The sequence below is a fragment of the Streptomyces sclerotialus genome (assembly GCF_040907265.1).
Lineage (GTDB): Bacteria > Actinomycetota > Actinomycetes > Streptomycetales > Streptomycetaceae > Streptomyces > Streptomyces sclerotialus.
In genome coordinates this window covers 104670-130008 of sequence record NZ_JBFOHP010000002.1, presented here as the reverse complement: position 1 = coordinate 130008, position 25339 = coordinate 104670, and the positions used below count along the sequence as shown (strand labels likewise).

Here is a 25339-nt window from a genome sequence, read left to right as displayed (position 1 = left end):
TGGTGGTGTTGACCTCATGCGCTCCGGCGGCGTTGACCTCATGTTCGCACCAGGCGATGGTCGGTACCGGTCGTCCGCGGTGAATCCGGCGTCGCCCGGGAATGCGGGCGATGTCAGTGGCCGCCGGTAACGTGACTGCCGTGACAGTGGGCACCGAAGAAACCCGGCTGGTCGTCCTGCGCGGCAACAGCGCCTCGGGGAAGTCGTCCGTCGCGGCCGGCCTCCGTGAGAGGTTCGGCCGCGGTCTGGCCATCGTCGGCCAGGACAACCTCCGCCGCGTCGTCCTTCGCGAACGCGACCGTCCCAAGGCCGCGAACATCGGCTTGATCAACCTGACCGCCCGCTACGCCCTGAACGCCGGATACCACGTCGTCGTCGAGGGCATCCTCTACGCCGACCACTACGGCGGCATGCTTGCCCAGCTGCGTGCTGACCACCGCGGCCCGACCTACGGCTACTACCTCGATGTTCCGTTCACCGAAACCCTGGCCCGGCATGCCACCAAGCCGATCAGCGACACGGTCGGCGAGACGCAACTACGCGAGTGGTACCGACCGCTCGACCTGCTGCCCGGCGGTAGCGAAACCGTCATCGGAGCCGACAGTCCCCTGGAACAGACGATAGCCCGCATCATGCTCGACACCGGCCTCGCCGACCTCCCCGCACGGAGGAACTGAGCACGCTGACTTGCGCCCGCACGCCGCCTGGCGCTGCGCAATGCGTCGGCGTCCGAGTCCGCGTCGGCGTCCGCGTCGGCGTCCGAGTCCACGTCGGCGTCCGCGTCGGCGTCCGTGTCCGTGTCCGTGTCCGCGGGGAGGTTTGCCGAGCGGAGCAGCCGCAGCAGGTGCTGCCCGGCCTCTGCGCCCGCGCGCAGGTAGGCCGAGGTGGCGCGCGGCCCGTCCGGCTCGGCCTTCACCAGCGCCTCCAAGGGCGTGACGCCTCATCGCGCCCGCCTGCACGTTGCGGGCGGCCTCCGGGGCCACCGGTCTTCCGGGGGCATGGGTCTTCCGGAGCCACCGGTCTTCCGCGGGCATGGGTCTTCCGGGATCACGGGTCTTCCGGGGGCACCGGTCTTCCACGGGCACTCGTCCCTCGGAATCACCGGTCCTCCGGAGCCACCGGTCCTCCGAAGGACCGGTCCCTCAGCTCAACGGTCGGACCTCGGCTCAATGGTCGGACAGGCACGGACGCAATGCGTCGACGATCAGGTCCAGGAGCTGGTCGACCTTGTCCGGCGAGTCGGTCGCCGTGGTCGAGAGGAACACGCCGAGCAGCATCATCGTGACGTCCTCGGGATCGACGTCCGAGCGCAGTGAGCCGGCCTCTGCGCCACTGCGCAGCATCATGGCGATGGTGGCTGTGATGCGTTCCCTCGTTGCGGGCGTGGCGATGCTGCCGGATGCCCAGCCCGCGCGCAGTGTGTCGGACATGCCGCGCTTGATCTTGAAGAACTCCGCGTATCGACTCATCCACGCGCGCAGTGCGGCTGCGGGCTCCAGTTCGTCGAGGAGTGTCGGTGCGCTGGAGACGACCTGGTCGAGTTCCGCGGCGTAGACGGCCTCCACGAGCGCCTCGCGGGTCGGGAAGTGCCGGTACAGCGTGCCGATGCCGACGCCGGCCGCGCGGGCGATGGCATCCAGAGGTACGGCGTCCGAGGACGCGGCGAAGGCGTCCCGGGCCGCGGCGAGGAGGCTGTCGCGGTTCCGCCGTGCGTCGGCGCGGGCAGGCCGGCCGGACGCTGCTGCGCTGCGGCCGGTGCGCGTGGATTCGGTTCCAGACAAAGCGGAGGCCCTCCGGTTAGTGCTACGGTGCGTGGCATGAAACGGAGAGACTCCGTTTTGCTCATGGTCCCACGCGAAGGAGAGAGCCCATGGCTTCCACCGCCCGTTCTCCTCAGACCACCGCGTCCGGCGCGCAGCGCGCCGGCGGCTCGGGGCGGCTCGCGGGCCGCCCCGTCTCCCGAATCGGCTTCGGCGCGATGCAGCTGGAGCGCCTGCGCAGTGATCGCAAGGCAGCGATCACCATGCTGCGCCGCTGCATCGAGCTGGGAATCGACCACATCGACACTGCCCAGTTCTACGGCCACGGCTTCGTGAACGAGGTGATCCGCGAAGCCGTAAGCGCTGAGGACGACGTCATGGTGGTAAGCAAGGTCGGCGCCGAGCCCGATCCCGACGGCCCCCTTCCCCTCCGACTGGCACAACGCCCCGAACAACTGCGGGCCGGCGTCGAGGACAACCTGAGGACCCTGGGAATGGAACAGATCCCCCTGGTCAACCTCCGCCGTACGGACACCGGCCCTGGCCTGCGCGCCGAAGGGGACCAGGACGTCGCCCTGGATGACCAGCTCGCCGTGATGACCGCCTTGCGCGACGAAGGCAAGATCGGCGCGATCGGCCTCAGCAGTGTCTCCCTCGATACGCTGCGCAGCGCCCTGCCCGCGGGCATCGCTTGCGTGCAGAACGCCTACAGCCTCGTGGCCCGCGAGGACGAGGACATGCTTCGCCTGTGCCGTGAAGAAGACATCGCCTGGGTTCCGTACTTTCCGCTCGGCGGCGCCTTCAACGGAATACCGAAGGTGACCGACGAGCCCGCCGTCCTCACCGCCGCGCGTGACCTGGGCGCCACCCCCGCTCAGGTCGGACTGGCCTGGCTGCTCCACCACGCCCCGAACGTACTGCTCATCCCCGGCACCGCCGACCCCGAACACCTGGAGGCGAACGTGCGGGCCGGAGCAGTCACGCTCGACGAAACAACTCTCTCCACCCTGAACGCCGTCCCGTCCCGCTCAGGAGACATCACCCTCGGCTAGAGCACTCTCTTCGACGCCGACACCGCCCACTTCGGCCTTCGCCGGCGAGCCCCGCAGCATGCCCGCACGCGCCGCCCCCCCCCGCGGCCGAGGCCGTCACATCCACTCATTCTCAACGACGGCTCCGCCGCGCCTCGTCCGACGAGAAACATTTCGACGCTGCATGTGGGAGCCCGTGCGCCCGTGTACGGCGGCACGCAGCGAAGCCTGACGAGACCTCGCCGATCAGTCCCGACTCCGCATCTCGTAGGCTCATGCGTCCACAGGCAGACGCAGGCGCAGACGCAGACGCAGACGTAGACGTAGATGCAGACAGAGGGCGAGGAACGTATGACGGGGGACAGGGGCATACACGGGCTCGCGGCCGGAAGCGGCCGAGCGGACCGGCCGACCGAGAAGGCTTCACCGCGACGCCGTACGGTCCCGATTCACTGGTTCCTGTTCAACAGCGCGTGCGTCGCCGTCTCGGTGGGCCTTATGTGGTTCTCGCCGGTCGTGCCACTCCCGTCCTGGTTGCACGGCGCGGGTCTCCTCCTCTCCATGCTGCTGATCCCCCTGGCGCTCATCCTGGTGCCGGTCTTCTTCTTCCGCCGCATCCCCCGGAAGAAGCGGAAAGTGGCCTGGGAGCTCACCATCACCGTCATCGCCGCAGTCGGCCTGGCGGCCATCACCCACGGGGCCGGCGACGATCGGGCGATGGAGAAGCGGGGTCGGTGGACCAAGGCCACCGTGGTCAAGGTCGAGGACAGCAAGAGCGACAAGTGCACGCTGCGCACCCGCGATGGCCAGGAGATCTTCCCCTTGCTGGGGGAGGGCGACGGCTGTGATGCGGAACTGGTCGAGCCAGGCGATGACATACAGGTGCTGTACGACCCCGAGGGAGTGGCCGGCCCCGCGGACGAGATGCCGACCGGCTCGTACGGAGGAGCGATCGGCGGCCTGGCCGCACTGGTCGCCGCGACAGGCACGTGCGGCTGCGTACGGATGAACCGGTGGGACAACGAGTACGACGGGGGTGCCTCCTAGGCACACTTCCGATCGCCTGGACACAACGCGTCACTGCGTCACTGCATCACTCCCAGCGCACCGCAGAAACAGCGCCGACCGAGGCCTCGCGTTACGCGTACGGCAAGCGCGGCCAGGCCCCACCGTCCGGCAGGGGCGCCTGGGGCTATCGAAAGATGCTGTCGTTTCGAATCCGCCGCGCGGACGGTGGCTGGAGCTGAGCGAAAGCGTCCGTAGTGGCCTTACGCGATGGTTCTGGACGATGCCGGGCGGCACTTCCTATGCCGTGGGTCCTGGGTTGTCGATGCGTTGCGCGTCCTGATCTGACAGGCGACCGAGTCGCTGGGCGAGGGCATCGCGATGTGTCGGCTGAGCCAGTACGGACATTGCCGCTTCTTGTCTGCGATGGAGCGCGTCGACGTCCCGACGCAACGCGCGAAGGCGTGCGCGCATCCGAAACCGTGTTTGCCATGGATGCCACAGGGCCCGGAGCAGGTGTTGGCCAGTTGCTTGCCGATATTCCTCACACTGCGTCATGAGCTGTTCAAGGGAGCTACCCAAGACGCCGCCAAGGCGGAGATCAATCAGTCTGATGGCCTCACATTGCAAAGCACGTTCCTCGCCGCCTCCGGCGAAGTCCAGGACCGTACGGGGTATGCCGGCCGAGAGCGCGGCCACCACAAGATCTGAGATCGCTTCCCGCTGGGCGTGCTGGGCGTCACGGCCGTCCTCCAGAACCACCGTGACGCCGAAACGCGCCGAGGCAAGCGAGTGTGCCCCGGTTGAGAACCGCGACCGGCTTGCGCTCCGGCTCGGCACGATGTCGCACGTACTGTCGCGTACCGCTGCGACACGGAGAAGCTGTTGCATGACAGCTGCGCGCAGCTGCCGGCGTTCCTGGTTCATGGAGAGGTAGTTGGTCACCGCAGCACCGATGACACCACCGGCCGTGGTGTAAACCAAGTCCATCCATCCAGGCATGGAAGCCGCCTCACTGTGCCGGGAGCAGGCAGATCACTTGACCCTGAAACGGTTCGAGCGTAAACGGGTTGCTGAGCCCAGGGGAAGACCGGGAACACATGAAGCACACAGTGCGCGAGCAGTACCACCGCCAGAGTCCCAGCGGAGCGGAGCGGAGCGGACGCGGACGCGGACTCGCGCGGAACAGCCACTAACTGAGTCCCGCGACCGGCACATTCACCCCGTGGCGGCCAGCGAGCGCTCGTCGGCTGGTAGCCGCGGAGCTCATCTCGTAGCCCGGGTTCCGCTGATGTAATCGACGGCGCTGGAGACATCGCTGACATCGTCGGACTTCCGGCGTCATCGAGTCGGTCACGCAGCCCATCACTCGGCGCCCAGGCTCGCTAGCGCGCTGCAGCTGCTGCACCAGCCACACCCACCGTGCCGTTGTTGGCCGTAACGAGCCGGGCTTCGAACACAACCAGGCGGCCCGCACCCGGATTGTCCGCCGCAAAGTAGCAGTCCATCGGGTGAACTTCCTCGGTGGTGAACGCCTCCGCGATCCGCGTCCGCCCGCGGAATGACGCTGTAGTCAGCCATCCTGAGGAACCGGACGGCGCCTCGGGCCGGTAACGCCAGAGCGTTGAAGGGCGGGGCCTCGTCAAGCCGAAAACACTGTTGGTCGCTGTTCGAATCCGTGGAGGATGCTGCACGCGTGATTCAGCTAGATGCTGAGGTTTTGGACCGGATCGGACGCGCGGGGTCTTCACCGGGGAAGAGCTACGGAGGTGTACTGGCTGTCTGGTTGACGGCCCAGCGCTCCGAGCCGACCCTCCTTCGGCCAAGCAGCAGTTGGTCGGCCTTCAGCGACGTTCGCAGGTCGCATGTAGCGGAAACCGAAGAGGAAACCAAGAAACTACCGAGGAATACCAAGGACTACCGAGGAATACCAGGGCTACTCCGCCACGCGCCCCGAAGAGAACGACCTTGCTCAACCGGACGGCGCGAGCGAGGACCACACGCCGAACCACTGCTCGGCGCCGTACTCCTCGAATCGCTGGACCTCGGTGAATCCCAGCTTTGCCGCGAGGCGCATCGCACGGTCGTTGGCGGTCTGAGTGCAGAGCACCACCGGCTCGCTGGGGAGCGCGTCTGCGAACCAGCCGAGCGCCGCTGCGCACGCCTCGGCGGCGTACCCACATCCCCACGCCTCCGGCAGGAACACGTAACCGAGCTCCACCTCCCCGGCATCCGGACGGACATGACCCGGACGCCCCGCATCGCGCCGATCGAGCGTAATCATGCCGATCATCGCTCCGTCGAGATCGATCACGAAAAGGCCAGGGCGCCGCCCGGGCACCTCAGGTACCACACGCTCGAGCTCAGCACGCGGTCGAGCCCCACCGATGTAGGTGCCCACCTCTGGTGATGCGAACAGCTCGATGAACGCCGCACGGTCTCGGGCCTCGGACTCGCGGAGCACGAGCCGTTCGGTCCTTATCGGGGCAGGCGGCCAAGCGGCAGTCCAAAGTCCGGTCATGGCGGGCAACCTATCGCACGCCCGTGAGAGTGATCCGAAAGAGAAGGCTGGTGCAGGTCGGTACCACCATCACGCGCACCGCGAAGACGCCTATAGTCGGAACCCCGCGCGCCGGCGATGTCGACCTCCGTGCCGAGAAGCACCGCAACGGCCCGACTGCCACTACCACCATCACCCTTACCGTCGCCGTCGCCGTCGCCGTCGCCATCGCCTCGCAAAGGCACTACTGCCTGCTTCGTCGACAGGGCACAGGACTGACGGCACGGTGTAGATGTAGGTGTAGGTTCTCAGGCTCCGTGTGTGCCACTTTCTCCGCTGACGTGTCGTGTCGTGACGTGGCGTGTCGTGACGATGGCAGTCTTGACGCTCCAGCTCACTCCGTTACGGAGAGGCACTCGGCGAGCAGGGCGACGATGTCGCGCCAGGCTCGCTGTGCGTGCTGCGGGTGGTAGCCGACGCCGGGGAGCACGGTTTGGTCGACCGGCGGATGGTGGAAGGCGTGCAGGGCTCCGCCGTAGACCACGAGGCGCCAGTCGACGCCCGCGGCCTGCATCTCGGCGGCGAAGGCGGCCCGTTGCTCGGCGGGCATGATCGGGTCCTCCGAGCCGACCCCGGCCCACACGGGACAACGGATGCGCGCCGCCTCGCCCGGTCGGCCCGTAGTCAGTGCGTTGACTGTCCCGATCGCGCGTAGGTTGACGCCATCGCGCCCGAGTTCCAGCGCGATGGCGCCCCCGGTGCCGTAGCCGATAGCTGCGATCCGGTCGGGGTCGGTCCGCGGTTCGGCACGCAGCACATCGAGTGCCGCGTGGCCGATGCCCCGCATCCGGTCTGGGTCGGCGAGCAGGGGTTGCACGCGCGCCAGCATTTCCTGTGGATCGGTGAACCAACGCCCGCCATGGAGGTCGAAGGCCAGGGCCACGTACCCGAGTTCGGCGAGGGCGTCGGCCCGGCGGCGCTGGAAGTCGTTCAGGCCCGGCCCCTCAGGCCCGATCAGGACTGCGGGCCGGCGGTCGACACCGGCGGGGAGCGCGAGGTGCCCGATCATCGTGACGCCGTCGGCCGGGTATTCGACCGTGCGCGTGGTGACCGTCGTCATGAGACTGGACTGTAGTGATTGACGAGCCCGGTCGGGCCAGTCTTCACGGTCGGCAGAACAGCGCGGGCGTGGGCTCGTGGGTGGGCACTATGGAAGGTTCTGCTTCTGGCGTGGCTCGACGCCTCACGGCCATCGCGCCGCCGGATCGCACGGCCCGGACGCGCGTCTCGCGTGCACGGCCGCGGTCTCGCCGGACCAGGCCAGCGGGTCCAGTAGGCGAAGCCCCTGCACATCCATCCCGGTACCGCAGCTGGACGTCGCCGAACTGCGGCGGCTGCTGCTCCACTGCCGCTCCGGCAAGAGCCTGCTGAGTGCGGGTCGGCCGCTGCCCTTGAAGTTCCACTGCTCGACGGCCGTGCCCGGGGCGCTGTCGTTGTCGACGACCGTAGTCGACGACGTTCAGGAACAGCTCGCTGTGGCGATTCTGGATGCGCCTCACGCAGGCGGGGCAAACACACTGCGAGGCATTGCTGCACCGACGTGGCATCGGTTCGCGCAAGGGAGTCCTCACGCAACGGCCCCGCTGGCTACGAAGGTCCAAGGTCGGCGTCTCTCTGTAATCCGCTCGGCGTCAGCCTTGAGCAGCACCGTTACGCCCTGTTCGGCCAACGCTCCCGTGATCGCGATGACATCCACCGGTGGTCTTCGCTCATTTTCCCCTGCCTCTCCTCCAGATGTGTTTCGAATGCACCAAACACCCCACCGGACGAACGTATCTGCTCAACCGCCAAGGCCAGCGGACAACTTGAGGCATGACTCAACGGCCCGCCTCAGGGCAGCCCCACTCCGCTATTGGCCTCCCGGGGCTGCCCTGAGGACGGTCACCTGCGCCAGAACAGGTGGTGCGTCACACCGCTCGGGCTGGGCACGACCTCCAGATGGAACCGGTCGAGCAGCTCATCGGGGGACTCCCAGAGTCGCAGTCCGGATCCGAGCTTCACCGGCGAGACCGCCACATGCATGGTGTCGACGAGGCCGGCGTCGAGGAACTGCCGGATGGTGGTGACCCCGCCGCCGAGGCGGATGTCCTTGCCCTGCGCGGCCTCCCGCGCCTGTTCGAGAACCGTGGCCGGGTCGCCGTCGACGAAGTGGAACGTGGTGTCGGAGAGCGTGAACGAAGGACGCTTGTGGTGCGTCATGACGAACACCGGAGTGCGGAACGGGGGCTCGTCACCCCACCAACCGCGCCACTCATGGTCCTGCCAGGGCCCGCGCTGGGGCCCGAATTTGTTGCGGCCCATGATCTCGGCACCGATGTTGCGCGCGTAGTCCCGCGTGAAGTAATCGTCCAGACCTCGGCTCCCCCCGGGATCGGTGCGCATCGGCCAGCTGGCCGTGGCGCCGGCCCAGGCGAAGAGCTTCTCGGGATTGACATGGCCGAACGGACTCTCCAAGCTCTGGTCCTCACCGGCACCGATGCCGTCACTCGAGACGTTGAAGTTCTGGACTCTCAATAACTGCGCCATGTGTTCCTCCAGTGTTGTCGAACAACGGAGTTGAGACTTTACGGGCCGAATGAACTCTTCGCTGGGTCCGTGGCGGGTCAGAGCCTGGGACGAGGGCCGCCTAGGTCCGACCTGTGGGGCTTGCGGGGCTTGCAGGTCTTCCGGGTCTTACCGAGCTTGCGGGGCTTGCGGGATTCGGGCGGTCCCGGTGGTGAGGGGACGTCCGCCGAAGAAGCTGTCACAAACCGCAGGCGCCTTCATGCAGTGGCGCCTCCTCTGGTGAACATTCATGCCGCGTTGCCCCGGCCGCCGATCGCGAGCGGTTGAGCGAAGCCCACGCTGAACCAGGAACAGGTAACCAATGCCTTGGAGGTGCTCCGATGAGAGAACCGGCGAGTTCAAGCGGGCTGCCAACAGCGACGCGCCCCCGCTGTCTACGACGTGGTGGAGTGCGAGGTCCCGGGCGAGCACCCGCTCCTCAACGGGAAGTTCGCCTGACACCACCGGCGTATTCCGGCCGAAATGCGATGGAAGAGCCCTACGTTCGGTGCTGACCGCTGACCGCTGACCGCTGACCGCCGATCGACGAGGAGTGCAGAATCCGGTACCTGGTCGCGGTCGACGGCAACGCGCCCTTCGCTGCAACCGCCAGCGGTCTTACCGTCGGCCTGAACGAATCTATCTACCACACCGGCAACCCGCCTTCGCCCCCTCGCTGCCCGGCTCCTGGCTGATCGACCTCAGCACCCAGACGGGCGACTCCTACCTGGTGGGCGGGCTGGCACAAGCGGCTGCGGGATGCCTTCGTGGCGACCATGGCCGACCTCAGCGTCACCACCGACCTGGTCGGAGCCGAGTTCCTGAACGCGACGGCGGCGGGGCCGGACGGCAAGGTTCCTGGCTGACGATTCCGGACGGCAAGGTTCCTGGCTGACGATTGCGGTATACCGCGAGCAGAAGAGCCCTGCTTGTACTGTTCCTCGTGCTCCTCGTTGCTTATTGACCTTAGTCAGAAGCCAGGCCTGAGCGCCGCCGGGCCGGGCTGAGTAGCCTTCGTTACACGAAGAGGGAAGGAGTTTCGCATGACTCCGAAGCAGCCCAAGACCGAGCTCGACGTCCGTTACAGCTCCGCGCTCAACCCGCGCCCGGGCGCGGAGGACGTCACAGCCACCGACTGGGCCGAGGCCCAGCGCCGACTGCGGGCCGCCGAGATCTTCTGGATCACCACGGTGCGGCCGGACGGCCGGCTGCACGTCACGCCGGTGATCGCCGCCTGGCACGACGGGGCGCTGCACTTCAGCACCGGGCCGGGCGAGCAGAAGGCGAAGAACCTGGCCGCCAATGCTCACTGCGCACTCACCACAGGGCACAACTCACTCTCCGAGGGGCTCGACATCGTGATCGAGGGCACGGCGGAGCGGGTGACGGATCCGGCGCGGCAGGACGAAGTCATCGCCGCGTTCGAGGCGCAGTACGGGGACCACATCACCTCGCCGGAGGGGACCTTCTACGGCTTCGGCGACAGCATCCGCAAGGGCAACGACCTGCTGTTCGCAGTGACACCCGGCACGGCGTACGGCTTCGGGCACGACGGCCAGGTGTTCAGCCACACTCGCTACACCTTCTAGTGAGCCTGCACATAAGGCAGCCCCCGGCCGCCGGGGGAAGACGTGCTGGGGGCTGTTTCTCAGGGGGCGGGGAACGGCAGGGAACAAGCTCGGCCCGGGGCCGCGCCGCGGACTCTTCATGGGCCGCCAGGTCGGCATGCACATGCACATCCTGCTCGCGGCGCAGTCCGCCACCGCCCGCACCCCCCCGGTGGGCCCGAGGTCCGCGAGCCGTTCTGTATCCGCATCCTGACCCCCCTGCAATATGGACGCTGGCGTGAGTTCGCCCCCAGCGGGCCCACGCCGCCACCCTGCCCGACACCATGCCCGCGACGCCGTCGGCGGCTGAGGAGGGAGGGGGACAAGAGGTAGGGCTGCGCGAAGTCCACGTACATCACCTGCCAGGCAACACGCTCGCCGCGCCGCGCTATGCCCGCGCCAACGGCGCGGGCGCGGCCCTTCCTGCCCAAGCGGGCAATCGGGCGAGCAGGCTATCGGGCGAGGGGGCAAGCGGGCGAGCGGGGCGTGGAGCTCCTCCACCGCGTCGGCGATCTGAAGTGCCTGGGCGCGCAACCGGCCCCCGTGGAGCCGTCGGTACCACCGACGTGCCGTGATGCCGAGCAGGTGGCCCGCTGCCACAGTACTTTCCGTTCTAGATGCGGGGCTCAGCTCTAGATGCGGGTTCTTCAGCTCTAGATACGGGTTCTCAGCGCCGATGACGCCAGTGGTGATGCACGTTGAGGACTTCGTACGTCCATGTCATACGTTGGTCGGAAGCGCGGGACGCCATAGGCAGGGCGAGCTGTTCGGCGATGACGGGAAAGCGCGGATGCATCTGCCGTTCCCCGACGGTGACTAGCGCCGAGAGCAGCGGTTCATCTTCCGACGGTCCTCATCCACCAGTCCCAGGACCATGCATTGGTCATCACGGTGGAGACGAGGCAGGCCAGGCAGGCGCCGCCGAATGTGAGACCAGGTTGTCGTGGTGCCGGCGCGAGCGAACTGTGCCAGGAGCGGCCGCAGCTCGGTAGCGATCTCCTTCAATCGGCCCGAGTCCGGTAGCGCCGGCTCCGTTGCTCGAGGGGCCCGCGGGCGCTCAGCAGCCCTGGGAACCTTGGACACTCCCGGCAGGTCCGTGCTCGGCTTTTGCAAGCCCGTGTTCGTCTCGCGGGGGCGCGGGGGCGCGAGGCGCTCGTTGTTGGTGGCGAGGGCATAGAGGTCAGTCGCTGCCGCTACGGCGTGGTTGTCGATGGCCCGCGTCAGCTCCACCCCTCCCCAGAAAGCCGTCAAGCCCAGCAACACGATGCGTGTGACAGTCGGGCACTATCCAGCCACGGCACAAGCGGAACCCAGGCACTACCACCGAGGACGCCGCTCTTACGGGCAAAGCACCAAAATGTGCTGTCACGCCTCTGATTGGGAGATACATCGAACTCGGCCGGGCGCCCCCGTGACACAGAGGCCCGTAGCCGTGTACGGCTGATCGTCCACATGGGGAGCAGCCAGGTTTTCCTCGACTTGAAAGAGCCAGGACGGAAGAGTGAGGGAAGAGTGCAGGATGTTGAGTAGGAGATTCGGTGGAAGTTGCTGCGTTGATTGTGTCGTTGGTGGCGCTCGGGGTGTCCGGAGCGGTGTCATGGCGGCAGATACGACTCTCTGAGCACGCCAACATGCTGCCAGTAGTGGTGGATCTGTTCAGAGAGCACCGGACCGTACGGCTGGGCCAGGCGCGGACGTTTGTACACGAGGAACTGCCTTCCTGCGACCTGTCCCTCGGCCTGGCCGGCCTGCCTCAGGAAGGGCGTGACCTGGTGCGGGAACTGGGCTGGTACTACGACAACCTGGGCGCGCTCGTCGCACACGGTGTGGTGGACGTTGAGCCTGTCTCCGGCTACCTGGGAGGATCGGTGATCTCGGTGTGGGAGCACATGGAGCCGCTGGTGGCCGTGGAACGGGCCAAGCGCGCGCAGAACGGCTTGCCGGATCCCAACCGGTGGCAGGAGTACTTCGAGAATCTCTACCACCTCGTTCGCGAGGCGCCCGCTGAACGAGTCAGAGCGCGGTCACGGCTGTGGCGGCTGCCCGTTTCCTGACAGGATCGGCGCACCAATCCGCCCCTAGGTGTAGTTGAGGGGGCGGTGGTTGGCGTACGGCGTAGCTGCTGGCCTGGAGTGCCGATGGTTGGTTGAGAAGGCGCTGGCGGGGCTCGGGTGGGGGAGTGGGGAAGTGAGGAGGTGGAGGTACGAGTTGGAGGTGGCTGTGTGAGCTGGGTGCTGGTGCGAACAGGTAGGGTCGGTCGCCGGTCATCGGGCTGAAACCGTTCGAGGACGGTGATGGCCCCGGCAACTGGAGGGATGACGATCCAGGTAGCCTCCACGTTGTGGTCTTCTTCGCTCTTGGAGGCCAGACTGCTCAGCCGGTCTCGGTAGGCGTGGCCGTCGGAGGCCCGCTGGATGCTCAGGCAGATCTGCCGAAGATATCGATCTCCGAGTCGCGCATGCCAGGCAGGAAGGTGATGACGACTCAGCAGGCGGTTTTGGAGTACCCGGTCCGGGCGTGGGGCGTCGTAGTAGGAGATCCGCCACCTTCCACGAGTGCTGGCCACCTTCCACGAGTGCTCGCCGAGCCGGCCGGTCACGCGGTGGGTGAGGAAGCAGTCAGCATCGATGCCGCCCTCAGTGCCACCTCGCGATCATTCTGTCCTGCCGGCCGCTCTGCGGCCGGCAGAACAGACCAGCTACCGGGTCGGGAATCGGAGGCCGGGGCAGGGCAGGGGAGTGCGGCCGTCGGCGTGTCATGAACGCGACTCAGCTCAGAACAGCCCAGTGCAGCCCAGTACAGCCCAGTACAGTTACGTACGCGCCAGCACATCAAAGTATCCAACCGAGTTGACCCGCAGCTTCGCTTCGTGCAGCTGCCGTTCGATCTCGCTGGGTGCCTGCCAGCCCGTTCGCGCCATGCGTCGGCTGCGGTAGGCCAGGAGGACAGGAAGCCGGATCTCCCGGCTGACGCGCCGGCTTCGCGACTGAATGGAGAGGCAGCCTCAGGCCGGCTTGCGCCACACGGAGATGTGCTTTGCGGAGTCCTGGGTGAACGGCGCCCCGTCCCAGTCCGCGACTCGCCGTTCCAGCTCGAGCCCCGCGATCCGTGCCATCAGGTCGAGTTCCGCCGGCCACGCGTACCGGTGCCGGGAGTTGCCGCGGCGATAGCGGCCGTCTTCGCCGTCGCGGGTGAAATGGTGCGAGACGAGGATCTGCTCGACCAGGTCGAAGGTGTCGAAGCCGAGATGCCGGTCGGAGACGTCGAACGGCACCGCCACCTGCCCGGGCGGCAGGAACCGTAGCGGCGGTACGCCCAGTTCGATGACGAATCGGCCGCCGGGCGCAAGGTGACGTGCGGCGTTGCGGAAGCACTCGACCTGTTCGTTCTGCGTGAGCAGGTTCGTGATCGTGTTGTAGACGAGATAGACCAGGGTGAACTCGCCGGGGACGACGGTCGTGGCCATGTCCCCGATGGTGACCGGAAGCATGTCCTCGTCGATTTTTCGCCGCAGGACCGCCGCCATGTGCTGGGACAGTTCGATGCCCGCAACGGGCACGCCGCGTTCCCGGAGCGGCACGCCCACTCGTCCGGTTCCGATGGCGAATTCCAGCGCCCGGCCGTCTCCGGCGAGTTCGGTGAGGAAGGCGAGGGTCGGCCCGAGGACAGCGGCCGAGTACATCTCACTCTCTTCAGCGTCGTAGCGATCGGCGGTCGCACGCGTCCATAGCTCACTGCTCGTCACAAACGGCCACTTTGCCGAGTGCTGCGGGGAGCTGTCCATGCATTTACGAGTTGTCGACCGGAGCTGATGGCTCTAGGGCCATCTCGACGGGTGTGATGAGCCGGAGGTGCCGGGAGCCATGAGCAAGGATGATGTGAAGGCCACCCTTGTGAGTGCAGGGAGCACGCACAGTGTCTGCCGCTGGCCGCTGGCCGCTGGCCGCTGGCCGCTGGCCGCTGGCCGCTGGCCGCTGGCCACTGCCGCTGGCCGCTGTCCAAGGGCCGCGGTGAATAGCCCCGTGTCCGCATCGCTGACGACGACTTCGCCCCACCCGATGACCGATGGCCCCGAGGAAACCCCGATGAGGCCAGCCGCCCCCGCCCCTGTGCCCGAACTGAACGACGACGGCGAAGCCCGCTTGGCCTGTGTGAGCCGTCAACCGCACCCGTCGGCACCTCGCCCGGGGAACAGTGAAACTGGGCTTCCGCCCGATGGGCGTAACGCTGCTACACCAGAGAAACATGAGGTGCCGTTACCTACGGGCACCTGCCGCACTTTCGGGACGCCTCTGAGGCGTGTAGCCGCGTTGGCGCTGATGTCCGCGACAGCGCCGGCAGTGGAAGGGCCAACCGCCGACGGCGCGGTAGCCGAGGCGGGCGTCCGCTGGTTCCCTGCGGGCACGTTATGCCCGCAGGGAAGAAGTCGAGTCGGCCATTCATGCACTCAAGGGCGTCTGAGCTGTACCGACCCGGTACGGCAAGAGAGCGTATGTCTTTCACGGAACGGTCACTGTCGCCGCGATCCGACTGTGGCTCCGTGGACGACCCGCCGCACAATCCTTGACCACGCCGCCGGTCAGCCCATGCTTTTGGCGCCGTCCAGGGACTCGCGGATGATGTCGGCGTGGCCGGCATGCTGAGCGGTCTCGGCGATGATGTGCATCAGCACCCGGCGGGCTGACCACTGCGCGCCGGGCTCGAACCACGGGGCTTTCGGCAGCGGCCGCACGGTCTCCAGGTCGGGCAGAGTGGCGACCAGGTCGTCGGTCCGACGGGCCACCTCGGCGTAGTCGGCCAATACACCGGCCAGCGTCTCACCGGGCAGCAGTCGGAACTCGTCGGCCCGCCGGGCCCAGTCGGCCTCGGTCATGGCCGTGAAGTCTCCCATTGCCGACGGGCCGTTCAGGATGAAGTCCACCCAGTTCCGCTCGACCGTGGTGACGTGCTTGATCAGGCCGCCCAGGCAAAGCTCGCTGGCGGTGGTTCGCAGCCCGGCCTGCTCATCGGTGAGGTCACGGGTGGTGAAGCGCAGGAAGTGCCGGTGCTTGGCCAGCATCTCCAGCAATTCGGCGCGCTCACCGGTTACGGCCGGGGCCCCGGCCTCAGTCAGGTCGCGGGCGGTCAGCTCGTTGACGGTCATGATCTTTGCCTTCCGGTGTCACTGTTCCGTCGGTCAGGGACCACGCTATGAGCCATTGCGGTCAGTTTCTGTCCTGAATCGTGGAAGGCGAAGGGTAGAACGCAGGAATGATCAACTTTCGAGGCCCGCACCCGCCCGCCGCAGGCCTCTTCCGCTGCCGGTCACCGCGAGCGGTCCGGCCGACCGCCCGGGCATGACGGCGGTGGGCCGCCTTGGGTCTCTGACAGGCCGCCCGGTCTCAGCGGGCCTCGGAGCGGAACCTACTCGCTGCGCTCTTGGCCTCGGCCTCGGCCTTGGCCTTCTTGACCTGCTCGGCCGCCACGACCACGGCTGTCCCGACGGCACGTACGAGCTCCTCGCAATCGGCCACGGCCCCGTGTCGTCGCCCAGCCGCCGGCACTCGCAGCACTCGACAACGGCGGAGCGCGGCGGGGGCGGTGCGGCGGGCCACGCCCTGTTCCGCAGGTACGGGCGAAAGAGCCCCGCAGGCAAGGGAAATGGAGCTGTTGCCAGGGCTCCGCCGTATCGTATGTACCGTACCGCGCTACCGGGCACGTGGTGGCTGCTGCGGCCTTCAGGTGAGCTGGAAGAAGAGCGTGTCCTGCGTGTACCAGTCGATCTTCTTCGTGGCGTACTCCCACTCCTCGTGTTCGACCTCCAGCTTCTCGATGAGGTCCTGGACGTCGTAGCGGAAGTCGTGGTCCAGCCGGTCCAGGACGGCGCGGTAGGCGTCGGCGGCAGGCTTGGCCTTGGCCAGCGGCAGGTGGCCGATGGCCGGGTAGCCGTCGAGGGAGTACGGGAGGTACGGGAAGGCGTCGGGCAGCCCGCCGAAGAGGTAACCGTAGGGCAGCAGGTCGGCGGGTACACCGAGACGCTGCATCTCCTCGTCCACCAGGCCGAAGAAGGTTGCGGGCTTGGAGTAGGTGCCCAGGTGGGAGGGATCGGAGGCGTTGTGGTCGATGATGTGCTGCAGCGCCCAGTGGTAGGCATTGCCCGCGCACCGAACGTCGGCGTCGGCGCGCCCGGCCAGCAGATGCTCCAGGGCTTCGGGGATCGTCAGCCCCCAGTTGACTCCCTGATGGTCCAGGTCCTCCTGGTGCGCCTGGGCGTCCTTACGCATCCCGTCCAGGCGCCGGCGCTGGTCGGCCGTGAGCTCGCCGTTACTGCCCAGGAAGGCCAGGACATCGGCCTGGTCAGCGGTGGAGTACGCGATGTTGTGACTCATGAGCGCAATAGTGCCAACAGGCACTGACATCGCCCCACCGGCGGAGTCGGAGCGATGCGGAGCGGGCGGGCGGCTCGCCCACGCTCATCCAAGAGAGTGCGAAAAAATCGGACGGCGATGTCGAGAACCCGCGTCCGGCTCCGTCCCCGAGGTGAAAGCGACCACAATGGGTCGTCCGAGCCCCGAGGAGAACGACGATGGCCAAGTACCTGCTGCTGAAGCACTACCGAGGCGCCCCGGCTCCGGTCAACAACGTGCCGATGGACCAGTGGACACCGGAAGAGGTCACGGCGCACGTGCAGTTCATGCACGACTTCGCCGCCCGGCTCGAGAAGACCGGCGAGTTCGTCCACGGTCAGGCGCTCGCCCCCGAGGGCGCGTGGGTCCGCTACGACGGTGAAGGGCGCCCGCCGGTCACCGACGGCCCGTTCCCCGAGACCAAGGACCTCATCGCCGGCTGGATGGTGATCGACGTCGACAGCTACGAGCGCGCGGTCGAGCTGGCCGGGGAGCTGTCGGCCGCCCCCGGGGCGGGCGGCAAGCCGATTCACGAGTGGCTGGAGGTCCGCCCGTGCCTGGCCGAGCCGCCCACCATCACGGAGTGACCTCTCAGGTGCCTCAGATGGACGAGGCCCTGCTCCGGAGCCTCACGCCGAGCGTGCTCACCATCCTCGTCCGCCGCGGAGCCGACTTCGCGGCGGCCGAGGACGCCGTGCAGGACGCACTTGTCGAGGCGCTCCGGGTCTGGCCGGCCGACCCTCCACGGGATGCGAAGGGCTGGCTGGTCACCGTGGCCTGGCGCAAGTTCCTCGACGCGACGCGCGCCGAGGCCGCCCGCCGCCGGCGTGAGTACCGCGTCGAGGAGGAGCCGGCGCCCGGGCCGGCGCCCGCGGTGGACGACACTCTCCAGCTCTACTTCCTGTGCGCTCACCCGTCGCTGTCCCCGGCATCGGCGGTCGCGCTCACGCTGCGCGCCGTCGGTGGGCTGACCACCCGCCAGATCGCCCAGGCATACCTGGTGCCCGAAACAACCATGGCGCAGCGCATCAGTCGGGCCAAGCGCACCGTCTCCGGCGTCCGCTTCGATCAGCCCGGTGACGTCGCCACTGTGCTGCGCGTCCTCTACCTGGTCTTCAACGAGGGCTACTCCGGGGACGTCGACCTCGCCGCCGAGGCCATCCGGCTCACCCGGCAGCTCGCGGCCGCGATCGACCACCCCGAGGTGGCGGGGCTGCTCGCCCTCATGCTGCTCCACCACGCCCGGCGTGCTGCCCGTACCGCGTCCGACGGCAGCCTGGTACCGCTCGCCCAGCAGGACCGCGGTCGGTGGGACACCGCGTTGATCGCCGAGGGCGTCGGGATCCTGCAGGCGGCCCTCGCCCGCGACCGGCTGGGCGAGTTCCAGGCCCAGGCCGCCATCGCCGCCCTCCACGCCGACGCGCCCACCGCCGAGGAGACGGACTGGGTGCAGATCGTCGAGTGGTACGACGAGCTCACGCGCCTGACCGACAGCCCCGTCGTCCGGCTCAACCGCGCGGTCGCCGTCGGGGAGGCCGACGGGCCGCGCGCCGGCCTGGCGGCACTCGCGGCGCTGGACGACTCCCTGCCCCGCCACGCCGCGGTGGCGGCGTACCTCCATGAGCGCGACGGCGACCTGGCCACGGCGGCACGGCTGTACGCAGAGGCCGCCCACAAGGCGCCCAACCTCGCCGAGCGCGACCACCTGACCCGCCAGGCCGCCCGGCTCAACTCCCGCCGATGTCGCTGACGGATCGCGCTCGGATTTCCTCGCGGCGGACGGCACTGGGCGCTGCCCGGTGGACGGCACTGGGCGCTTCCCCGTGGCCAGAGCGGTCGGCTCGCCGCACAGTGAGTGGGCGGGGCAAGGCCAGCTGCACAACGCGTTGCCGGCGAAGAAACGCGGAGAAACTCAGTGGCGACGGCATGCGTGCTGGAGGCGTGGTGACTCAATGAGGTCGTCGTCCCCGGTCGACGGCCGGCGGCTGGCACACCGCGACCGTCATGGGTACTCCCTCGTACACAGGACATGTCCGTCCACCCTGTCGTACGAGAGGCATGTGCGTCCACGCCCTCGTTGTACGCGGCCTGCATCATGGCCCCGATGTGCTGGAGTGGCGCGCGTACGGAGCGGTGGGCCCGAAGGCGCGATGTCCTTCGGGGGCGCGCGGCAGGGGTTCCGGTTCAGGCGTTGTAGCCACCGTGGGCGTCCAGCACCGCGCCCGTGACGTACGACGCGTCGGGACTCGCCAGAAAGGCGATTGCCGCGGCGATTTCTTCGGGGTGACCCATGCGCTGCAGGGACAGCGAGCTGACCAGGGCCTTGAGGATCTCGGGGCCCGGCCCTTCCATGCCGCCCTCCATCAGTCCGGCCTCGACGACGTTGGCCGTGATGTTTCGGGGCCCGAGGTCCCGTGCGACCCCCATGGTGTACCTCTCGATCCCTGACTTGGTCGCCGCGTAGTCGGCAAGCCCGGGGGCGCCGACCCGGGAGCCCAGTCCGGAACTCACCGTGATGATGCGGCCGCCCGCGCGCAGCACGCGGGAGGCGGCCCGGATGACGGCGATCACGCCGAGGTAGTTGGTGGCGTGCATCCGGTCCAGTGCGGCGGTGTCGGCGTCCGGGTCGTCCACCGTGCGGCCCTGCTCCACCGAGATCGCCGCGTTGTTGACGAGGATGTCCAGGCCGCCGAAGTACGCGACCACGTCGTCGATCAGCGCCGGCGCCCGGCTCGTGTCCGCCTGGTCGGACCGGAAGGCGATGGCCTTCGCTCCCTTGCCGCGCACCTCGTCGACGACGACCTGCGCCTGCTTCTCGGAGCTGACATAGGTGAAGGCGACGTCGGCGCCCTGCTCGGCCAGCAGTCGTACGGTCGCGGCTCCCAGTCCGCGCGACCCCCCGGTGACCAGGGCGACCTTGCTCGTGAATGGCTTGCTCATTCTTCTCACCTCGTTGATTGACACTGCCCGATAGTCGCAACGGTAATTGTTACGACAGCTTGTCGCAACCTTCGCTGTTACGTCTGTGCTGTCGTAACATGGATCGTTGCGGTCGAGAGGAGGGTTCATGAGTGCCAACAGCAGGTTGACCATCGCCGCCCACGCGCTGGTCTGGATCGGTCTCTACCAGCGCCAGGGCCATGAGGTCGCCACCTCCGAGCAGATCGCGACCAGCGCGAACACCAACCCTGTGGTGATCAGGCGGCTGCTCGGCGAGTTGCGCAGGGCCGGGCTCGTGGAGTCCCGGCGGGGCGTGGGCGCGGGCTGGTCGCTGGCGCGCGAGCTGGGGTCGATGACCCTGCTCGACGTGTACGAGGCAGTGGAACGGGGCCCGCTGTTCGCGATGCACCGCACCACCCCGGACCAGGGATGCGTGGTGGGCTACGGCATCCAGCCAGCGATGCAGGGCGTCTACGAGGGCATCGAGGACACCCTGAGACACGAGCTGGCCCGCGTCACGCTCGCGAACGTACTCCGGGACGTACTCGCGGCACCTCGTTAGCCTCCCCGTTACGCCCTGACATCACCAAGATCCCCATCCACGTCCTGGCCGGTGAATAGCCTGGCAACCAGCCTCGCCAAGAACCGTTCCGCCGTTCGGGAGGATATGAGTACCCGGCCGTGGATCGTGGACGACAGCTTGTGGGCGCTGATCGAGCCGCGGCTGCCGCCCTCGCCGAAGGAGTCGCGGGCCCGCGGCCAGCTGAACGCGGCCGGCGAACTCGACTGGTTCCGGGTGTGCGTGGCCGGCTCCCACGTCCGCACGGAAAAAGGGCGCTGACACTGGTCCGTCGCCGGTCGACCGGCGGAAGGTGGGCATGGCGGCGCGGGCGGCCCGGGCCGCCTGGCTACGCGCGGGATGCCATCGACCACCGGCGGGAACTGCTGTGGACAACAGGGCCCGCTTTGGGCCCGTTGGCCGGAGTCCGCCCCGGCCCAGTTCGGCGTCGCACACTGACTCGACGACCGCCGCGACCGCCGCGACCGCCGCGACCGTCGCGACCGCTGCGACCGCCGCACCGGCACAACCTGACTCTCCGGTCACGGAACTCGGGGAGGCAGCCATCCAGGCCCGCCAGGCCCGCCTGCCTCCCCAAGCCCGCCATGCTCTCCAGTGTCATCTCCTTCAACTGCCAGGCAGGCGACGAACATTCAACTACCTTGGTCATGTGACACAGCCTCCCCTTGCGCATCCGCCACCTGACTCGTGGCGGGAGCGATTGCGAGACAAGCGGAGGGCGGTTTCACGTCTGAACCGGCCGCGGCACTGGCTCCTCACCAGGTTCCTGTTGTGGGGCCTTGCATTCGTTGCCCTGTACTCAGGCGGCGGTTTGCTCATCGGGTGGACGATGGCCTACGAGGTGCTCATCGGGATCACCTCGCCCGCCGACACCCGGTACCGCCTCTACGGCTGGTTCCTGTCCTTGACGGGATGGCTCCTCGTCCCCGCTGTTGTGGGTGGCGCATCCGGGTATCTGGTCAACCGGCAGATCGATCAGCGGCGACGAGTACCTTCAGACGAATTGCTGACACAGATGCGGGAAGAGATATCTACCCCTTCGACTCCTCCCGCGGCGGAAGAATGGGTGAAGACACTCACCGATCTCCATCAGGAGGGCGGGGAAGCCCGGCGCTTCGCGGAGGAATTCACCAGAGGCGTCCATCAGGGAAACTGGTCCTTGGCGAAGGAGCATTGGACGCGCACGGTTCAGCACATCGCCGACCGGGCCAAGGAACTGGAAGACATGACAGCGTCAGAAGCCTCGCGTTGCGCCGAAAACCTCGCTCGTACGCTCGCCCGTGGTTTGCTTGAAGTCGGGAGCTGCTGGGCATGCAGCCAAGACGCCGCCGCTTCGGACCGAGCGGGAGTGATCACATGACGGACAGGACTCCTGCCGAACAGGTCATCCGCGAGATGATCAACTCGACGCGCCCGCACGCCGAACAAGACGCAGTCCGCGATGCAGCGCAACTGGTCACGCAGATCGGAATGAACCGCCCCCCAGGAAAACGAGATTCACAGCAACTGCGGCGCGTGTTCCTACGATTGATACCGAACCCATCCGCACCGGCGCGTGATGCGAACATTCCATATGCGCCGCATCCCCGAGAAGGCGGGATGCGTAGGCGTAGGCTGTTCGGTGCGCCCCGCCGCAGAATCGGCTTCTGGTACCGCCTCGCCGCGGTCATCGCAAAACCGCCGCTCGTGGTGCTGTTCAAGCGGGACTGGCAGGGAATGGAGAACATTCCGGCCGAAGGCGGATTCATCACCGCGGTCAACCACAACTCGTATCTCGACCCGCTCTCCTACGCGCACTATCAGTACAACAGCGGACGGGTCCCGCGATTCCTCGCCAAGGCCGGCCTCTTCAAGGGCGGCTTCGTCGGCGCGGTCATGCGCGGCACGGGACAGATCCCCGTGTACCGCGAGTCCACCGACGCGGCCACCGCCTTCCGGGCCGCCGTGGACGCCATCAACCGGGGCGAGTGCGTCGCCTTCTACCCCGAAGGCACCCTCACCCGGGACCCCGACATGTGGCCCATGCAGGGCAAGACCGGCGCCGCCCGGGTCGCGCTGCTCACCAAGGCACCCGTCATCCCGGTCGCCCAGTGGGGCGCCAACGAGGCGATGCCGCCGTACGCCAAGGAGAAGAAGCTCCGCCTCTTCCCGCGCAAGACACTGCGCGTGAAGGCCGGGCCGCCCGTCGACCTCGAAGAGTTCTACGACCAAGACCCCACCGCCGAGGTGCTGCGCGCCGTCACCGACCGCATTATGACGGCCATTACCGAACAACTCGCCGAGATTCGCGACGAGCCCGCCCCCGCCGAGCCGTACGACCACAAGAAGGCACGCACCGAACAGCGCCGGAAGAGCCAGCAGCTACGCGCATTTCGAGAATCCGGTTCGGGTGACTTCGAGAATTGATTGCTCGGCCGCGCGGCCCGGCTGCTCACCGTCCATGTAAAGCACGTCGAAGAAGGCCGCGATCAGGGCATTTCCTGTGTATAGGCGCTGAGGGCTGAGGGCTGAGGGCTGAGGGTTGAGGGTTGAGCGAGTGTGGGTGTGGGTGCGGGTGGAGACGTTCACTGAGCTACGGGGCGATGAGGTTCCGGCGACTGCTGAAGGCGATCCGGGAACGCGGCGGCGAGGGCTACGGGTGGGGGCTGTACGAATTTGAGGCCGCGTCAGCTCGTCTGGTGGCCGAGCAGTCGGAAAACTACCGGTATTCAACCAACCACCAGGTCGTCATCGACGCCGACCCGCGACTCGTCGTCGCCAACGGCCAGTCGGCCACGGGTGCCCTCAATGCCGGCAAGGCGTGAGAACTTACCGGTGCGAAGGCCGCCGTTGGCCGGGCCACGGTCATCGCGGACGGCGGCTATCGGGCTACCGCGGTACCGGTGTACTGGCCTGCTCATTCCGCACCGCCGTGAACGCGGCCAGACCGAACTGCCAGCTGGGAAGGAGGAGCGGCCTCGCCCGGCTGCACGAGCTCGTCCTCACGGGACGACTGCCGCCCCGTATGCTCAGTCGATACAGAACTCGTTGCCTTCGATGTCCAGCATCGGATGCGCGCATCATTGCCGTCGTACAGCGTCCGTACGTGTACTGCGCCGAGCGGGATCAGTCGTGCGCATTCGTCCTCAAGGACGGCGAGGCGTTCTTCCCCGCCCCCCATGAGTCGGGTGTCGATCCGCACATCGGACAACCCTTACCTGGGCTTGTGAACCAGGCGACACATCGCATGGCGGAAACGCTGCCACTCCGCGCCGCCCCTGCTCCCGCGCAGCACCACGCCTGCGAGTCGATGATCCGCTGCCTTCCGCGAGGGGGCAGGCGGGCGTTTGTGTGAGTGAGTGGGACCTCCGGACTCGTGAGGGTGTCGGATGCCCCGGTTATGTCACGTGTCTCGGATATTTCTCATGTCTCGGATGACTCCAGGGGCGCAGGCTTCCGGCCCGCGGTCTACTGCCAGGTAGCGGTGTCGGGATCGATGTTGTGGGCACGTGCGCTGGCGTCGATGATCTGACGGAACCACGTGGCAAGCCCGGCGCGGATGCCGTCGTAGTAAGCAGCGAATCCTGGATCGGCCTCAAACTTGCGGCCGAGGCAGACCTGCATCTGCCTGGTGAGGGGAAAGTACGAAGCAAAAACTTCGCGGTGCCGCTCGACGAGCTGATTCGCTTCTGGGCTACCAGGTGTGACGCCGGCGTCCATCGCATCCCCGAGGGCGCCGTCGAGGTCGGCAGTGGCGTCGACGACGGCCTGCCATTCCTCCGGGCCGCGAGAGGCTGAGCGTTCGGCGTACTGCCGCCATTGCGTGGTGTCTCCGTAGCGCTGACGGGCTTGGGCGGGCCAGTCCGGGTTCCACTGGGGGCCGAAGATCGCGGCCTGCTGCTCGACGGTCAGCAGCAGGCCGCGCTCGTGGGCGTCGATCATCCGATCCAGTCCGGCGCTGAGCTGCTGGAGGCGGTCGATCCGTTCAGCGACCTGGGCGCGCTGCGCGCGCAATGCGCCGGGCACGTCTGCGGTCGAGTCGTCCAGGATGGTTTGGATCCTGTCCAGGCCGAGGCCGACCTCACGGTAGACGACGATGCGGTGCAGACGTTCCAGATCACCCGCGGTGTAGAGCCGGTATCCGGCAGCCGTGCGCAGTGACGGTCGCGCCAGACCGATCTCGTCCCAGTGGTGCAGCGCGCGGACTGTCACGCCCAGGCGCGCCGAGACCTGACCGACGGTCAGGCCATCGGCTTCAGTGGCATCAGGCATGTTGCTCATTGTCGCCGCTCATTGTCGTTGTTCATTGTCGCCGTGACCGACGCCTGGTGGGGTGATCCCGACGGCCTCGAGGTTCCGCGCCTCCTGGCTGTCCGGATCGAAGGGCTTCGCCGCCGTGAAAACGATCCGCGCATTCTCGGGGGTGATCACCGCCACATCGCGGGTGTTCCAGGGAGTGTCCCGTGGACCGTCTACCGAGTTCGGGCGCAACGCACGGCAGGACTCAACAAGGGAATCGACTTGGCTGAGCACGCACGCGAAACTGAAGCTCATCGCTGGTGTCTGTTCCGGAACGCTCCCCGCCGGGACGAGGAGTACGTCCTGGAACGCCCACCGGCGCAGATGGACAACCTTGCCGGGGATGCTGAACAGCTCGAAGAACCCGAGCCCACGAATCCAGAAGTCCACCGACGCCGCCAAATCACTCGTGGGGATCGTCACGAACGCGGGCATTCCGTAGATGCCACGGAACGGTTCCGGCGGAACCACCTCCGGGCCGGGGGCGGGCACAGGACTCATCTCGAATGCGTCGTAGTAGTCGCTCATGCGCCTCACTCTCCAGCCTCACGCTACGTGAGGGTCAAGCCGGTTCTCTGGATCTCGCCCTCCAGCGTTGCGACCAACGGTGGCCACGACGTCGTGACCAACGTTGTGGCAGGGCACACC

Annotated in this window: 22 protein-coding genes and 3 pseudogenes; 13 read left to right on the top strand and 12 right to left on the bottom strand. The window is 67.5% G+C overall.

Going from position 1 to position 25339, the window contains the following annotated elements; genetic code table 11:
- The first annotated feature begins 131 nt into the window (after positions 1–131).
- Positions 132–677: an AAA family ATPase gene (locus tag AAC944_RS00680; RefSeq protein ID WP_107054061.1), complete on the top strand. Its 546-nt coding sequence runs from the start codon at positions 132–134 to the stop codon at positions 675–677.
- A 489-nt stretch (positions 678–1166) separates the two neighbouring features.
- Here the strand turns inward: AAC944_RS00680 and AAC944_RS00675 are convergent, their stop codons facing one another.
- On the bottom strand, positions 1167–1781 hold the full coding sequence (locus tag AAC944_RS00675) for a TetR/AcrR family transcriptional regulator (protein WP_030608143.1): 615 nt from the start codon (positions 1779–1781) through the stop codon (positions 1167–1169).
- Between the two features lie 89 nt (positions 1782–1870).
- Here AAC944_RS00675 and AAC944_RS00670 point away from each other — a divergent pair, with 89 nt between their 5' ends.
- Positions 1871–2812 (top strand): aldo/keto reductase, encoded by a 942-nt coding sequence (locus AAC944_RS00670; RefSeq protein WP_030608146.1) that lies wholly within the window; start codon positions 1871–1873, stop codon positions 2810–2812.
- A 540-nt stretch (positions 2813–3352) separates the two neighbouring features.
- Complete coding sequence (locus AAC944_RS00665; RefSeq protein ID WP_196942740.1) at positions 3353–3838, top strand: hypothetical protein; 486 nt, start codon at positions 3353–3355, stop codon at positions 3836–3838.
- Between the two features lie 258 nt (positions 3839–4096).
- Here the strand turns inward: AAC944_RS00665 and AAC944_RS00660 are convergent, their stop codons facing one another.
- From AAC944_RS00660 to AAC944_RS00645, 4 genes are all read right to left on the bottom strand, one after another.
- A complete protein-coding gene (locus tag AAC944_RS00660) occupies positions 4097–4786 on the bottom strand; it encodes a hypothetical protein (RefSeq protein WP_078888275.1) in 690 nt (229 codons plus the stop codon).
- A 982-nt stretch (positions 4787–5768) separates the two neighbouring features.
- Positions 5769–6317: a GNAT family N-acetyltransferase gene (locus AAC944_RS00655; RefSeq protein ID WP_030608155.1), complete on the bottom strand. Its 549-nt coding sequence runs from the start codon at positions 6315–6317 to the stop codon at positions 5769–5771.
- A gap of 373 nt (positions 6318–6690) precedes the next feature.
- Complete coding sequence (locus AAC944_RS00650) at positions 6691–7416, bottom strand: dienelactone hydrolase family protein (RefSeq protein ID WP_030608158.1); 726 nt, start codon at positions 7414–7416, stop codon at positions 6691–6693.
- Between the two features lie 821 nt (positions 7417–8237).
- Entirely contained in the window at positions 8238–8882 is a 645-nt protein-coding gene (locus AAC944_RS00645) for a dihydrofolate reductase family protein (RefSeq protein WP_030608161.1), read from the bottom strand.
- Positions 8883–9943: 1061 nt separating this feature from the next.
- On the opposite strand from AAC944_RS00645, the gene AAC944_RS00640 reads away from it, so the two are divergent.
- Positions 9944–10489, top strand: a complete 546-nt coding sequence (locus AAC944_RS00640) for a pyridoxamine 5'-phosphate oxidase family protein (protein ID WP_030608163.1) — start codon at positions 9944–9946, stop codon at positions 10487–10489.
- A 1556-nt stretch (positions 10490–12045) separates the two neighbouring features.
- On the top strand, positions 12046–12561 hold the full coding sequence (locus tag AAC944_RS00635) for a DUF4760 domain-containing protein (protein WP_196942741.1): 516 nt from the start codon (positions 12046–12048) through the stop codon (positions 12559–12561).
- Between the two features lie 950 nt (positions 12562–13511).
- On the opposite strand, the gene AAC944_RS00630 is transcribed toward AAC944_RS00635, so the two are convergent.
- Entirely contained in the window at positions 13512–14252 is a 741-nt protein-coding gene (locus tag AAC944_RS00630; RefSeq protein WP_030608169.1) for a class I SAM-dependent DNA methyltransferase, read from the bottom strand.
- Between the two features lie 600 nt (positions 14253–14852).
- Here AAC944_RS00630 and AAC944_RS00625 point away from each other — a divergent pair.
- A pseudogene (locus AAC944_RS00625) lies at positions 14853–15049 on the top strand (IS5/IS1182 family transposase); the annotation flags it as partial.
- A gap of 37 nt (positions 15050–15086) precedes the next feature.
- On the opposite strand, the gene AAC944_RS00620 reads toward AAC944_RS00625, so the two are convergent.
- Both AAC944_RS00620 and AAC944_RS00615 read right to left on the bottom strand, forming a co-directional pair.
- A complete protein-coding gene (locus tag AAC944_RS00620; RefSeq protein ID WP_030608172.1) occupies positions 15087–15650 on the bottom strand; it encodes a DinB family protein in 564 nt (187 codons plus the stop codon).
- 574 nt (positions 15651–16224) lie between these two features.
- A complete protein-coding gene (locus AAC944_RS00615; protein ID WP_030608175.1) occupies positions 16225–16875 on the bottom strand; it encodes a DUF7691 family protein in 651 nt (216 codons plus the stop codon).
- Between the two features lie 197 nt (positions 16876–17072).
- On the opposite strand from AAC944_RS00615, the gene AAC944_RS00610 reads away from it, so the two are divergent.
- Positions 17073–17480: a YciI family protein gene (locus AAC944_RS00610; protein ID WP_030608178.1), complete on the top strand. Its 408-nt coding sequence runs from the start codon at positions 17073–17075 to the stop codon at positions 17478–17480.
- A 17-nt stretch (positions 17481–17497) separates the two neighbouring features.
- Entirely contained in the window at positions 17498–18643 is a 1146-nt protein-coding gene (locus AAC944_RS00605; protein ID WP_030608181.1) for an RNA polymerase sigma factor, read from the top strand.
- Positions 18644–19077: 434 nt separating this feature from the next.
- On the opposite strand, the gene AAC944_RS00600 is transcribed toward AAC944_RS00605, so the two are convergent.
- Positions 19078–19833, bottom strand: a complete 756-nt coding sequence (locus tag AAC944_RS00600; RefSeq protein WP_030608184.1) for an SDR family NAD(P)-dependent oxidoreductase — start codon at positions 19831–19833, stop codon at positions 19078–19080.
- A gap of 127 nt (positions 19834–19960) precedes the next feature.
- Between AAC944_RS00600 and AAC944_RS00595 the strand changes: the two genes are divergently transcribed.
- From AAC944_RS00595 to AAC944_RS00575, 5 genes and pseudogenes are all read left to right on the top strand, one after another.
- A complete protein-coding gene (locus AAC944_RS00595; RefSeq protein WP_030608187.1) occupies positions 19961–20395 on the top strand; it encodes an Rrf2 family transcriptional regulator in 435 nt (144 codons plus the stop codon).
- A 105-nt stretch (positions 20396–20500) separates the two neighbouring features.
- Positions 20501–20674: a hypothetical protein gene (locus AAC944_RS00590; RefSeq protein ID WP_196942743.1), complete on the top strand. Its 174-nt coding sequence runs from the start codon at positions 20501–20503 to the stop codon at positions 20672–20674.
- A gap of 37 nt (positions 20675–20711) precedes the next feature.
- Positions 20712–21773, top strand: coding sequence for a DUF6313 family protein (locus AAC944_RS00585; protein ID WP_368396737.1), 1062 nt, complete (start codon positions 20712–20714; stop codon positions 21771–21773).
- A 239-nt stretch (positions 21774–22012) separates the two neighbouring features.
- Positions 22013–22819 carry a lysophospholipid acyltransferase family protein gene (locus AAC944_RS00580; RefSeq protein ID WP_368396736.1) on the top strand — a complete coding sequence of 269 codons (807 nt, stop codon included), beginning with the start codon at positions 22013–22015 and terminating at the stop codon, positions 22817–22819.
- A 272-nt stretch (positions 22820–23091) separates the two neighbouring features.
- A pseudogene (locus tag AAC944_RS00575) lies at positions 23092–23392 on the top strand (IS5/IS1182 family transposase); the annotation flags it as partial.
- Between the two features lie 29 nt (positions 23393–23421).
- On the opposite strand, the pseudogene AAC944_RS36465 reads toward AAC944_RS00575, so the two are convergent.
- The 3 genes and pseudogenes from AAC944_RS36465 to AAC944_RS00565 form a co-directional block, all read right to left on the bottom strand.
- A pseudogene (locus tag AAC944_RS36465) lies at positions 23422–23597 on the bottom strand (VOC family protein); the annotation flags it as partial.
- A gap of 263 nt (positions 23598–23860) precedes the next feature.
- Positions 23861–24664 carry a MerR family transcriptional regulator gene (locus AAC944_RS00570; RefSeq protein ID WP_030622792.1) on the bottom strand — a complete coding sequence of 268 codons (804 nt, stop codon included), beginning with the start codon at positions 24662–24664 and terminating at the stop codon, positions 23861–23863.
- 18 nt (positions 24665–24682) lie between these two features.
- On the bottom strand, positions 24683–25219 hold the full coding sequence (locus AAC944_RS00565; protein WP_030622790.1) for a VOC family protein: 537 nt from the start codon (positions 25217–25219) through the stop codon (positions 24683–24685).
- Positions 25220–25339: the final 120 nt, after the last annotated feature.